General features: G+C 65.5%; 8 protein-coding genes. 2 read left to right on the forward strand and 6 right to left on the reverse strand.

The genetic code is table 11. From position 1 onward, the window contains the following. The first annotated feature begins 7 nt into the window (after positions 1-7). Together O3297_RS16305 and O3297_RS16310 are read left to right on the forward strand one after the other, a co-directional pair. On the forward strand, positions 8-3,124 hold the full coding sequence (locus O3297_RS16305; protein WP_034786506.1) for an efflux RND transporter permease subunit: 3,117 nt from the start codon (positions 8-10) through the stop codon (positions 3,122-3,124). A 131-nt stretch (positions 3,125-3,255) separates the two neighbouring features. After that, positions 3,256-4,239 carry a hypothetical protein gene (locus O3297_RS16310; protein ID WP_305049176.1) on the forward strand — a complete coding sequence of 328 codons (984 nt, stop codon included), beginning with the start codon at positions 3,256-3,258 and terminating at the stop codon, positions 4,237-4,239. A gap of 39 nt (positions 4,240-4,278) precedes the next feature. Here O3297_RS16310 and O3297_RS16315 read toward each other — a convergent pair whose 3' ends face one another. The 6 genes from O3297_RS16315 to O3297_RS16340 all read right to left on the reverse strand — a co-directional run bounded on the left by O3297_RS16315 (position 4,279) and on the right by O3297_RS16340 (position 12,617). Beyond that, positions 4,279-5,019 (reverse strand): tetratricopeptide repeat protein, encoded by a 741-nt coding sequence (locus O3297_RS16315; RefSeq protein WP_070254494.1) that lies wholly within the window; start codon positions 5,017-5,019, stop codon positions 4,279-4,281. A 104-nt stretch (positions 5,020-5,123) separates the two neighbouring features. Beyond that, positions 5,124-6,521, reverse strand: a complete 1,398-nt coding sequence (locus tag O3297_RS16320) for an efflux transporter outer membrane subunit (protein WP_211547964.1) — start codon at positions 6,519-6,521, stop codon at positions 5,124-5,126. Beyond that, on the reverse strand, positions 6,518-7,720 hold the full coding sequence (locus O3297_RS16325) for an HlyD family secretion protein (RefSeq protein ID WP_305049177.1): 1,203 nt from the start codon (positions 7,718-7,720) through the stop codon (positions 6,518-6,520). The genes O3297_RS16320 and O3297_RS16325 overlap by 4 nt, the downstream gene beginning before the upstream one ends. Next, entirely contained in the window at positions 7,707-9,401 is a 1,695-nt protein-coding gene (locus O3297_RS16330; RefSeq protein WP_305049178.1) for an MFS transporter, read from the reverse strand. Before O3297_RS16330 ends, O3297_RS16325 begins: the two co-directional genes overlap by 14 nt. A 208-nt stretch (positions 9,402-9,609) precedes the next feature. Next, a complete protein-coding gene (locus O3297_RS16335; protein ID WP_305049179.1) occupies positions 9,610-12,021 on the reverse strand; it encodes a catalase in 2,412 nt (803 codons plus the stop codon). Positions 12,022-12,263: 242 nt separating this feature from the next. Then, positions 12,264-12,617 carry a YqjD family protein gene (locus tag O3297_RS16340; protein ID WP_070254489.1) on the reverse strand — a complete coding sequence of 118 codons (354 nt, stop codon included), beginning with the start codon at positions 12,615-12,617 and terminating at the stop codon, positions 12,264-12,266. Between the last annotated feature and the right edge of the window lie 155 nt (positions 12,618-12,772).

A 12,772-nucleotide genomic window follows, 5' to 3' on the forward strand; every position in this document is an offset into this window, starting at 1 on the left:
AGAGGCCATGAATTTTTCCTCCCTCTCGATCAAGAATCCGATCCCGGCCATCATGCTGTTCGCGCTGCTGACCCTGGCCGGTCTGCTGGCTTACAAGGCCAATCCGGTGCAGGATTTCCCCGACATCGAACTGCCCATCGTCACCGTCAGCGCGGTGCTGCCAGGCGCCGCGCCGGCCCAGCTGGAAACGGAAGTGGCGCGCAAGATCGAGGACTCCGTCGCCACCCTGCAAGGCGTGAAAAACATCTACACCAAGGTGCTCGATGGCGTCGTCACGGTCACCGTCGAATTCATCCTGGAAAAGCAGATTGCCGAAGCCGTCAACGATGTGCGCGATGCCGTCGCGCGAGTCAAGGCGGACATGCCGGCCGAGCTGCGCGACCCCACCGTCACCAAGGCGTCCACGGCCGGGCGCGTGGTGCTGACCTTTATCGCCACGGCGAAGCCGGGCGTCGACAACCCGCTCGACTCTCCCGACCTGTCCTGGTTCGTCGACAACACGGTGGCCAAGCGCCTCCTGACCGTGCCCGGCGTGGGCGCCGTCACCCGCGTGGGCGGCGTCTACCGCGAGATCCAGGTGGAACTCGACGAAGCGCGCATGGCGGCATTGAAAGTCTCCGCCCTCGACGTCTCGCGCCAGTTGCGCCTGGTCCAGCGCGAAGCGCCTGGCGGCCGGGGCGACATCAGCGGCGCCGAGCAGTCGGTGCGCACCATCGCCACCGTGAAAACGGCCGATGAACTGTCGCGCGTGGAAGTGCCGCTGCCGGACGGCCGCCATGTGCGCCTGGACCAGGTGGCCACCGTGCGCGACACGGTCGCCGAACCGCGCGCGCTGGCCGAGCAGGATGGCAAGACGGTCGTCGCCTTTGAAGTGTTCCGCACCAAGGGCGCCAGTGAAGTGGCCGTCGCCAAGGGCGCGCGCGACGCCATCGCCGACCTGCAGAAGGAAAACCCCAACGTGGTGCTGCAGCAGTCGATCGACAATGCCTTCCCCGTCGAGGAAAACTTCGACGGCTCGATGGAGCTGCTGTACGAAGGCGCGCTGCTGGCCGTGCTGGTGGTGTGGTGGTTCCTGCGCGACTGGCGCGCCACCCTGGTCGCCGCCGCCGCCCTGCCCCTGTCCGTGATGCCGGCTTTCCTCGGCATCTACTGGTTCGGCTACACGCTCAATACCGTCACCCTGCTGTCGCTGGCCCTGGTCGTCGGCGTGCTGGTCGACGACGCCATCGTGGAAATCGAAAACATCGAGCGCCATCTGCGCATGGGCAAGTCGCCCATGGAAGCGGCCATGGAAGCGGCCGACGAAATCGGCATGGCGGTGATCGCCACCACCTTCGCGCTGGTGGCAGTATTCCTGCCGACGGCCTTCATGAGCGGCATTCCAGGCCTGTTCTTCAAGCAGTTCGGCTGGACGGCCGTGCTGGCCGTGCTGGCATCCTTGGTGGTGGCGCGTCTGCTCACACCGATGATGGCAGCCTACATATTGAAACCGCTGCCGCACAAGGAAGAGCAGGATGGCTGGCTGATGACGCGCTATCTGACGGTCATGCGCTGGTGCCTGAACCACCGCGGCATCACGGCCATCGCCGCGGCCCTGTTCTTTGTCGGCGCCATCGCGCTCGTGCCGCTGCTGCCGACCGGTTTCGTGCCGGCCGCCGACCGCGCGCAGACGCAGATCAACCTGGAACTGCCGCCCGGTTCCACCCTGGGTGAAACGCAGGCCGTGGCAGCCCTGGCGCGCGATGCGGCCATGCGCACGCCGGGCGTCAAGGGCGTCTTCAGTTCGATAGGCGGCGGCTCGAGCGGCGACGCCTTCGCCCCCGGCGCGGCGGCCGAAGCGCGCCGCGCCGTGCTGACCCTGACCACCGTGCACCGCACGGAGCGCAAGGAATCGATGGCGGACCTGGAAACGCAGCTGCGCCACAAGCTCGATACGATCCCCGGCGCCCGCTTCACGGTGGGGCCGCCCGACACGGGCGTCAAGATGCAGCTGGTGCTGCGCTCGGAAGACCCGGTGGCGCTGATGGCGGCGGCGCAAAAGGTCGAGCGCGAACTGCGCGGCCTGAAAGGCATCGGCAACGTCAATTCCAGCGCCTCGCTGGTGCGCCCGGAAATCATCGTGCGTCCCGATTTCGCCAAGGCGGCGGACCTGGGCGTGACGGCCGCAGCCATCGGCGAGACCGTGCGCGTGGCCACGGCCGGCGACTACGACACGGACCTGACGAAAATGAACCTGCCGGAGCGGCAAGTGCCGATCCGCGTCAAGCTGCCCAACAGCGTGCGCGCCGACCTGGCCGCCATCGAGCGCCTGACGGTGCCCGGCAAGAATGGCCCCGTGCGCCTGGCGAACGTGGCCAGCGTCACGATGGAAAGCGGCCCGGCGCAGATCGACCGCTTGAACCGCAGCCGCAACGTGACCCTCGACGTGGAACTCGGTTCGCGCACCCTCGGTGAATTGAACGTGGAAGCGCGCGCGCTGCCATCGATGAAGAATTTGCCGCCATCCGTGAAGATCGCCGAACTGGGCGACGCGCAGGAGATGGCCTCGCTATTCGCCAGCTTCGGCCTGGCCATGCTGATCGGCGTTCTGTGCATCTACTGCGTGCTGGTATTGCTGTTCAAGGACTTCATGCAGCCAGTGACCATCCTGGCGGCGCTGCCGCTGTCAATCGGCGGCGCCTTCGTGGCGCTGCTGATCACGGGCAGCGCCCTGTCGATGCCATCGATGATCGGCCTGATCATGCTGATGGGGATCGTCACCAAGAACTCGATCCTGCTGGTCGACTATGCGATCCTGGCGCGCCAGGCCGGCATGAACCGCTTCGATGCGCTGGTCGATGCCTGCCACAAGCGCAGCCGCCCCATCCTGATGACGACGATTGCCATGGGCGCCGGCATGATGCCGCTGGCGCTGGGCTGGGGCGCCGACCCCAGCTTCCGTTCGCCGATGGCCATTACCGTGATCGGCGGCCTGATCACGTCGACCCTATTGAGCCTGCTGGTGGTGCCGGCCGTGTTCACCTACATCGACGACCTGGAGCACCTGCTCAAGCGCGGCATGGCCAGACTGCGCCGTCAGAAGGCGCCGCTGCGGCGCGATGACAAGGTGGCGCTGGAAAAATAGGCGTCGCCATTGTTTGCAAAATCGCCCCTCGCGGGCAAGGAAGCGAAGGACCGGCCGCAAGGCCGCGCTCCCTCGCTTCCATCTATCTGGCATACTGCGCCCATTCTCCATGAACGCAATCTGCCCTGCCTATGAATTACCGTACCCCGCTCGTCCTGCTACTGGTATCCGCGCTGCTCGGCGCCTGCTCGGAAAAGACCGCTCCCGCCAGCGCCGACCTGGCCGCTGACGTGGTAAGCGATGTCCCCGCAGCCGCAGCCGCAGCCGCTGACGATGCCGCATCGGCCGAACACGTGCCGCCGCCGGCCGCCACCGCCCCCAGGACGGAAGCGATGAACACGCCGCAGGCGCGCGAGCGTGAAGTGGGCATGATGCGCGCCGTCTTCGGCAAGGACTACCGCAGCGACAGCGAGGATGCGCTGGCCGACCTGCCCGATCCTGACAACCATGTCGACAAACTCAGTTACGTGGTCAGTGCCGTCAGCCACAAGCTCCTGCCCGATGGCCGCGCCATCCTGGTGGCGAATGCGGAAACGGCCAACACGGAAGGCACGGCGGAATCGGCACATGCCTCGTCGGGACTGTTGAATGTGTTTTTCCTGGCGCCCAAGGGCCAGCCGGAAGACGGCCAGTGGCAAGTCGTGAAACGCCTGGAAAACATCGCCGCCCTCGGTTCATCGGGGCAGCTCGGTGAAGTCCACTGGGTCATGCTGGGCGCGAACAAGCCGGGACTGGCGATCCGCCATGGCTATACGGGCCAGGGCTACACCATCACGCAACTGGCCCTGTTTGAAATCGGCGACGGCAAGGTAACCGCGCTCGATGGCGGCATGGACCTGTACTCGGACAATATGGGCGCCTGCACGCCGGACATGGATGAATGCTGGATGGTCGAAGGCAAGTGGCGCTTCGCCCCCGCGCGCAATGGCGGCGCCTACGATGACTTGCTGATCGATTTCAAGGGCGCCTCCGAGAAGATCAAGCCAGGCGTCACGGTCAAGCCGGATGAAGATCCGCCGCGCATCGCCACGCCGTTGAACGGACACGCGCGCTATGCTTTCGATGGCAAGGGATATAAATTAATTGAAGGGAAAAACACGGTGCCTGGCGTTTGACGGGGTCGGACCCGCCGGGTCCGATCCCACGCACGCCAGCTACCTGCGCGCCGCCTCCAGGCGCACCAGCAGCGGCGCATACATGGCACGCGTATGGCTGCTCCAGCGGGCCATGGCGCTGTCGATATCGAGCAGCAGGCGTTCCGACAACACCTTGTCGCCCTGCTGCAATGCCCAGATCGCGCACTCGGCGCGGCACTCGAAACTGTTGTAGCGCGTCAGCGCATCGTCGAATTCCGCCTTCGCTTCCACCTGACGCCCGCTTTGCGCCAGCGCGCGCGCCGTCAGCAGGGACACCATCTCGGGACGGAAATGGATATCCGTGCGGCGGATAAATTCCAGGTGCGTCAAGGCCTCGGCGCCCCGTTCGCATTCCAGATAGGCGCGCGCCGCGCCCAGGCGAATTTCCAGGTCCGATGAAAACGCTCCCCGCAGGCAGGCTTCGTAGGTCGATGCCGCTTCCTGCGCATCGCCCGCTTCGAGCAGCGCGCTGGCCAGGCGCATCTGGTTTTGCGCCGTCGGCGTGTACTCGAAAGCGGCTCTCGCCTCGCGCAGTTCGCGGTTCGGATCGAGCACTTGCACGGCCACCGAAGCGACCTTGCGCGCGCCTTGCGGCAGGCGCGAATTGGGCAGGTAGATGGCGAAGAAATACACCACGCTGCCCAGCAGCGGGAACATGAATAAAATGAGCAGCCAGTACAGCTGCTGCCCGTTGCGCACCACGTGAACCGCAAAAAATACCGCGATCAGGATATGGATGCCTATGCCAAAAATCGTCATGCTGCGACCTCGTTCGTGACGGGAGCAGCTGGCACCATGCCGCCGCTTTCCCCGGTCAGAATATTACACTGGCCACGGCAAACGACCGCGCCGTGCACGCGCGCCTATTCCGTCTTGGCGGACCAGCCGCCGCCCATGGCCCGGTACAGGTCGACCGAGGCGACGAGGACGCGCGTCTTCAGTTGCAGCAGCCCCACGTCGGCGCTGTACAGGGTGCGCTGGGCGTCGAGTTCTTCCAGATACGAGGCGTAGCCATTGCGGTAGCGGTTGTGCGCGATGCGCAGGGTATCGGCCGCGGTGGCGCGGCGCGCCTCGTTTTCCACTGCTTGCTGCCGCAGGCGGTAGATGGCGCCCAGGCTGTTCTCCGTTTCGGCGAAGGCGTTGCGCACCACGTTTTCATACGCGTACACGAGCTGGTCGCGCTGCGCACCGGCCGCATCCGTCTGCGCCTGCACCCTGCCGCCATCGAACAGGGGACCGGCCGCCAGCGCCGTCAGCCGCCACAGGGCCGTCGGGGCATGCAGGAAATCGGTGAGGGTTGTGGCTTGCCCGCCGCCAACGGCCGTCAGCTTGAACGAGGGCAGCAGCTGGTCGCGCGTGGCGGCCAGGCTGGCGTTGGCTGCCGCCAGGTTGTGTTCCGCGCGCGCGATGTCGGGCCGCCGGCGCAGCAATTCGGACGGCAGGCCGGCAGGCACGCCAGGCGCCGCCAGCTCGGCCAGCGGCAAGCCGCGCGCGATGGGGCCGGGATTGCCGCCAACGAGGACGGCCAGCGCGTTTTCCTGTTCGAAGATCTGCCGCTGCAGCTGCGGCACCTGCTCGGCCGCCGCATGGTATTCCGATTGTGCCTGCAGCCATTCCAAGCGCGAACTGTAGCCCACCTCGAACTGCTTGCGCGCCAGCTCGCGCGACTGTTCGCGCAGCTGCAGGGTCGATTGCGTCAGCGCCAGCTGCGCGTCGAGGCCCCGCAAGTTCAGGTAGCTCGTCGCCACGCTGGCGGCGATCGACAGGGCTGCCGCATCGAGGCTGGCCTGTTCTGCACGGTAGCTCTCGCCCGCTGCATCGCTCAAATTGGCCAGCCGGCCCCACACATCGATTTCATAGCTGGCCTGCAGTTCGGCCTGGAAGACGTTCGTCACATACGGCTTGCCGCTGGACGCCAGGGTGCGCGTGCGCGTCGGCGAGCCATCGAAGGCCAGGCTGGGCGCGCGGTTCGCATCGGCCTGCGCCAGGCGCGCGCGGTATTCCTGCACGCGGGCGCGCGCCACGCGCAAGTCGCCATTGCGCGCCAGCGCCTCGCCCACCAGATCACTTAAAACCGGATCGCCGAACGCCTGCCACCACAGCTGTTCCACCTGTGTGCCATGCGCGGACGCTGCGCCGCCCTCGCCTTGCGCGCGCCAGCCGGACGGCAGTTGCAGGGCCGATGCAGGCTGCGGTGGCGCGTTGGCGGCGCAGCCCGCCAGCGCCAGCACGCCGGCAATCAGCAGGAGGCGGCGCCTCATGGCTTGGCCTTCGCAGTCGCCTTTTTCGGTGCAGGCGGTGGCGCGGGATTGTCCGCCGAGTCGTTCAGCACGGCCGACGTGTCGACACTGACCACCACCGACATGCCCGGCACCAGGCGGCGCGCATTCGCCTGGCCCGCATCGATGCGGATGCGCACGGGAATGCGCTGGGCGATTTTGAGGTAGTTGCCCGTCGCATTATCGGCCGGCAGCACGGAAAATTCGGAGCCGGTGGCCGGCGAGATCCGTTCCACCTGGCCCGTCAGCACGGCACCATCGAGCGCGTCGACGTGGAAGGTGGCGCTCTGCCCTTCCTGCACGCCATTCATTTGCGTTTCCTTGAAATTGGCAATCACCCACATCTGGCGCGGCACCAGCGCCATCAGCTGCGCACCGGAATTCACGTACGCGCCCTGGCGCACCGCCACCTGGCCCAATTGTCCATCGGATGGTGCCACGATGCGCGTGTTATCGAGGTCGATCTTCGCCGCCTTGACGGCCGCCTGCGCATTCGCCACGGCCGCTTCCAGCGCCTGCTTGTTGACCACCACACTGTGCACGCTTTGCTGGGCGATGTCGAGGTTGGCGCGCGCCTGCGCCAGCGCCGCCGCCATCTGCGCCTGCGCGGCGCGCGACTGGTCGTGTTCGCGCTGCGACAGGGAACCGTCTGCCACCAGCTGCTCCACGCGATTCAGATCGGCGCTGGCCTTGCGCGCCTGCGCTTCCGCATTGGCCATCACGGCCTCGCTGACGGAAATGCCCGCCTGCGCGCTGGCCTTTTGCTGCGCCCAGTTCGACAGCGCCGCCTGCTGCGCGGCCAGCTGGGCCTGCGCCTGTTCGTAGCGCTGCTGGTAGATGCGGTCGTCGATGCGCACCAGCAGCTGGCCTTCCTTGACGTCCATGAAGTCCTGCACCGTCACTTCCACCACATAGCCCGACAGCTGCGTGCCGATGATGGTCACCTGGCCCCGCACGGTGGCGTTTTCCGTCGTGACGATGGGGCTGGTGAACGGCGGCAGCCGCCACGCATACAGCACGATCAGCACGCCCACCAGGGCCACGGCGGCAAAGGCCAGCGCGGACAGCCACTGGTGACGCCGGTCCGGCTGCGGCGGCGTGCTGCTTGCAGCGGGCGCCGGGACAGGTGGCGCAGCGGGTGCTGGTATTGGTGCTGGCGGCGTGGTGTTATTTTCTGTCATTGCTCGGTTCCGAATTGGTAATGGGGACGATGGCCATGGCCGTCTGCGCATCGCGCACGGGGCCGACCAGGCGACGCGCGCCGGTGGTGATGCGGGTCCAGGACTGGCTGACCAGCATCCAGATCAGGGTGGCGATGGCGACGCCGGCGATCATCAAAAAAACATCGTTATAGGCCAGCACATTGGCTTCGCGCGTGGCGATGGCGCCCAGGCGCGCCACGCCCTGGGCGCTGCGCAAGGCAGGGTCCATCAGCACGCCGCCATAGCTTGCGGCTCCGGACTGCACGCGCGCGGCCACTTGCGGGTCAAGCATGGTGAGATGCTCGACCAGGTAGCTGGAATGGTATTTTTCACGCGCCGTCTGGATGGTGCCGACGATGGCCGCACCAAGCAGGCCGCCCAGATTCTGCGTCATGGTAAACATCACGGAAAAACTCACCAGGTTGCGCGGTTCGGCGATGACGGCGCCCATGCCGGCCACCATGGTGGGACCGAGGAAATACGTGCCGCCAAAGGCCAGCAGGAACTGGCTGACATACATGTTGACGGGACGCGTCTGGCTGGTGGCATGCGCGTCGATCAGGGCGCCAGCAGCGATCAGCAACAGCGCGAACATCAGCGAGCGGTTCAACGTCGCCGGATTGATCGTCAGCGCGCTGACCACCAGGCCCGCCACGCTGCCCAGGAGCACCACGACGAACAGGTTTTGCATCTGGTCCGTGTTCAAGCCCAGCGCCTGCAGGAAGCCGACGGCGCCCGTCGATTCGGACAGCACGATACGAAACAGCAGCACGGATAAAAACAGCTTGGCGATCTTGCCCGTGGTGAGCCAGCGCGTGTTGAGCAGCGGGCGCGCGCGGTTATGCTCGATGGCCAGCGAGGCGGCGATCAGCACGATCGAGCATGCCAGGCACACGCCCACCCACTCGGATTCCAGCCACCACGCCGTGCGCCCCTGCGCCAGCACGGCGCACAGCAGGGCCACGCCGGGCGCGAACAGGATGAAGGTGAGGAAATCGAGCGGCTCGAACGTCTGCACCCTGTCGCCGGGCGGCAGTTTCAGGGCCAGCACGCAGCCCAGCGCCAGCAGGGCCAGTCCCAGTTCGAACAGGTACAGGCCATGCCATTCGCCGATCTGCAGCAGTTCGGAAGTGAAGATGCGCGCCAGGGGCAGCGCCAGCTGGGCAAAACCCAGGCCCAGCACCACGCCCTTCAGGCGGTGCCGCGCGGGAAACGCCTGCAGGGTGTAGTACAGGCCCAGCACGCCCAGCGCGCCGCCCACCATGCCATGCGCGGCGCGCACGGCGATCGCGGACGGCAAGGTATTCGCATACAAGTGGGCGAAGGTGACGAGCGCATACAGCACCAGGAACGCTTCCGTGAACAGGCGCAGGCCGAACTGCTGGCGGAACTTCACCAGCAGCAGATTCATGGAAACGATGGTCATCACGTAGGCGGCCGGCAGCCACTGCATCTGGTAGGCATAGGCAGCCAGCGAACCTTGCAGGTTCAGCAAATTGGCCGTCACCAGGCCGTTGCCCAGTCCCCCCGTCAGCGCGACGATCAGGCCGACGATGAAATACGCGACACGCTTGGGCGTCGAATGTTCGGGCATCGATGGCGACCCGGGCAAGGTCGGGCGTTCGCCCGGCCCCCAGGTGCGAGGTGTGTACTTGTCCATGCGGTAATCGCGATCCGGTTTGCTGAAGCCGTTCCTTGCTGCTGTTCTGCTTCCTTCAAGCAAATAGTTGCAAATGAACAGTTCTAGTCAGCAGCATATCACCGCAGGACGTTTTTATTGTTTACATTGTTGCAGGGCGTTGCGCATGCAGCTCAAACAGCGTAGGCAACGGGGCCGGCGGATCCGGCCCCCGTGCTGATGCCGCCACTCACACCCTCGGCGGATCCGTCTCGCGCGCAAATGCCCGGTGCGCGGCCAGCGCCTTTTTAAAGGCCGCCACGACTTTCACCACGTCGCCGGAAGGCGCGACGATGATGGCGGGATCCGGCTTGCCATCGGGCAGGGTCGCCGGTACGCCAGCCTTGTCCAGCAAGTCCTTGCCGGCGCCACTGGCCAGCATCGGCTTGCAGTGGCGGTATTGCAGGCGCAGGAAGTCGAGCGCGTTGGCGTCGCTGCCCAGCTGCTGCACGGCGCCCTGGCCGTCGGGAAGCACCACGGCGTCGAACAGCACGGACGGTCCCGCCTCGAGCGAGATTTCCACGTCGAGCGGCGCGCCGCCGCTGGTGTCGACTTTGCCCAGGTGGCTGCCCATCAGGCGCGGCACGGCGCCATCGGCCAGCAGCGAGGCATAGATATTGCGCACTTGCGCGCCATCGCTGCCCGGCCCCACCAGGATGGCCACGCGCAAGGTATGGATACCCGTCTTGCCGGGACGGAAAAAGAGCGACAGGGCTGGTGATGGCGGATATGCCGGCAGCGGCTCCAGGGAGGCGCGCGGCATGACGGGCGGCAGCGCCAGGCCCAGGCCATCGGCCAGACGCTGCGCCAGGGTCTCGTCGACATTGCGCAGCATGGCGACGATGCGCTGGCGGATCGCCACCGTCTGCACCTTGCTCAGCTCAAAGCGGAACGCATGCACGATATGGTCTTGTTCCACCGGCGTCTGGCTGATCCAGAACAGGCGCGCCTGGCCATAATGCTCGGCGAATTTCTCGGGCTTGCCGCGCACCTTGTCGCCTTCGGCGGAAGCGGGAAAACTGTTGAAACCCTTCGCGCCCGCCTGGAACGGGCAGCCGCCCGCCAGCGAGTTCGGCTCGTACGCGACCCGGCCCCGGTTGATGGCCTGGCGGTGGATGCCGTCGCGCTGGTTGTTGTGCACGGGCGCCAGCGGCGCATTGATGGGGATTTCATGGAAGTTGGCGCCGCCCAGGCGCGTCAGCTGGGTATCGACATAGGAATGGATGCGTCCCTGCAGCAGCGGGTCGTTGGAGAAATCGATGCCGGGCACGATGTGCGCCGTGCAGAACGCCACCTGCTCCGTCTCGGCAAAAAAATTGTCCGGGTTGCGGTTCAAGACCATTTTTCCGACGGGGACAAGAGGGACAAGTTCTTCGGGAATCAGCTTGGTCGGATCGAGCACGTCGAAGGGGAACGCTTCCGCCTGCGCTTCCGTGAAGACCTGGAAGGACAACTCGTATTCGGGATACTCGCCGCACTCGATGGCTTCCCACAGGTCGCGCCGGTGGAAGTCGGAATCGGCGCCGCTGATCTTGACGGCTTCGTCCCACACGAGCGAGTGCGTGCCGGCCATGGGCGACCAGTGGAATTTGCAGAACACGGACTGCCCCTTGGCATTCACGAGGCGGAAGGTATGCACGCCGAAGCCCTGCATCATCCGGTAACTGCGCGGGATGGCGCGGTCCGACATGGCCCACATCAGCATGTGCGTGATTTCCGGCGACAGCGAGGCGAAATCCCAGAAGGTGTCGTGCGCGCTGGCCGCCTGCGGCATGCCATTGTGCGGTTCGGGCTTGACCGCATGCACGAGGTCGGGGAATTTCATCGCATCCTGGATGAAGAAGACGGGGATGTTATTGCCCACCAAATCCCAGTTGCCTTCGTCCGTATAAAACTTCACGGCAAAGCCGCGCACGTCGCGCGCCGTATCGGTCGAACCGCGTTCGCCGGCCACCGTGGAAAAGCGCACGAAGACAGGCGTGCGCTTACCCGCCTTGGCAAACAGCCTGGCGCGCGTATGCTTGCTTTGCTCCTTGTAGCATTCGAAGTAACCGTGGGCGGCCGAACCGCGCGCATGCACGACGCGCTCGGGGATGCGCTCATGGTCGAAATGCGTGAGCTTTTCACGCAGGATGAAATCTTCCATCAGGGTGGGGCCGCGCAAGCCCGCCTTCAGCGAGTTCTGGTTGTCGCCCACGGGCACGCCCTGGTTGGTCGTCAGCACGCAGCCGCTATCGTCGCTACGGGCGCCATCCAGCGAGCTATTCAGCGCATTCTCGCCCAGCGCGGGCTGGCCGTCACCCGTCTTCGGAGAAGGTAGCGTTTCGCCTGTGGTGCTGGCCGTGGCCAGCGCTTCGCCGGTCGCCACATGCACGCCTTCGACCGGCGTGCGCGCCGCCTCGCCATACTGGCCATCCTCCTTGGGATTGACGGCCATGGCGGCGGCCAGCTGCTGGCCGGCGGCCGTCTTTTGCAGCAGCGCGCGGGCCACGTCGTTGTCCGCGCCCAGGCTGTGCGGCGCATTGCTGTCGGATGGGCCGGACATGCTGCTCAATACGGAACCCGCACCGTCCGTGGACGGCGTTTTCTTGTTGCTAGCCATTACATCTCCTGTGAGTAATTTGCCCCGGGAAGTAACGCTACAACTCCCTCATTCAGCGCACGAACAGGGCAATCAAAATAATGATGGGAATAGGTATGCCGATCAACCACAACAAAATGGAGCGCATCATCACTCTCCTTTACCGCTTGCTGCTACCTTGTGCGCGTGGGCGCTGGCACGGCCCGCAATGAAGGCAGACCGGGCCAGCGCCCACGACAACGACCTTGCCTGGCTGCGTACAGTTACTTACGCGAACCCAGCAGTTTCGACAGGCCATAACCGGCTGCCGCCGCAATCAGCAAGGACACGGCCGGACGCTCGCGCACATAATCGCGGCCCGTCTCGCCGGCGCGCTGGCAGGCGGCGCCCAATTGCTTGCCGCGCGCCATCAAGGTTTCGGAAGCCTTGTTGACGGTGTCGCTGACCTGGCCGATGCGGTCGCCCACCTGGTCCACGCCGTCATGGGCGCGCGTGGCCACCTTGTCGGCCAGAGGCTGGGCCTGGCTCGCCACCTTGTCGATGGTGCGGTGCAAATCCTGGCGGGTATCCTGGACGGTGCCGTTCAAATCGGAGCTGGTTTTTTCAATCGCGTTCATGATGGTTTCCTTTAACAGTGAATAATCTCAACCATGCTCGATGCCGTGACCGAATCATGATTCTCCTCGCTTCGGGGAAAAAGAAGCGGCTAAACGCTGCCGGGCTGAGCCATATCAAACAGTGGATCAGCAGCAAGCTGTTGGTACTACCTTAA

Source organism: Janthinobacterium sp. SUN128 (assembly GCF_030587275.1).
GTDB lineage: Bacteria > Pseudomonadota > Gammaproteobacteria > Burkholderiales > Burkholderiaceae_D > Janthinobacterium > Janthinobacterium lividum.

Bases quoted from the DNA above. Each gene is read 5' to 3' on its own strand.
- O3297_RS16335 (WP_305049179.1), bottom strand. From the start codon at position 12,021: ATGGCTAGCAACAAGAAAACGCCGTCCACGGACGGTGCGGGTTCCGTA.
- O3297_RS16340 (WP_070254489.1), bottom strand. From the start codon at position 12,617: ATGAACGCGATTGAAAAAACCAGCTCCGATTTGAACGGCACCGTCCAG.
- O3297_RS16330 (WP_305049178.1), bottom strand. From the start codon at position 9,401: ATGGACAAGTACACACCTCGCACCTGGGGGCCGGGCGAACGCCCGACC.
- O3297_RS16325 (WP_305049177.1), bottom strand. From the start codon at position 7,720: ATGACAGAAAATAACACCACGCCGCCAGCACCAATACCAGCACCCGCT.
- O3297_RS16305 (WP_034786506.1), top strand. From the start codon at position 8: ATGAATTTTTCCTCCCTCTCGATCAAGAATCCGATCCCGGCCATCATG.
- O3297_RS16320 (WP_211547964.1), bottom strand. From the start codon at position 6,521: ATGAGGCGCCGCCTCCTGCTGATTGCCGGCGTGCTGGCGCTGGCGGGC.
- O3297_RS16315 (WP_070254494.1), bottom strand. From the start codon at position 5,019: ATGACGATTTTTGGCATAGGCATCCATATCCTGATCGCGGTATTTTTT.
- O3297_RS16310 (WP_305049176.1), top strand. From the start codon at position 3,256: ATGAATTACCGTACCCCGCTCGTCCTGCTACTGGTATCCGCGCTGCTC.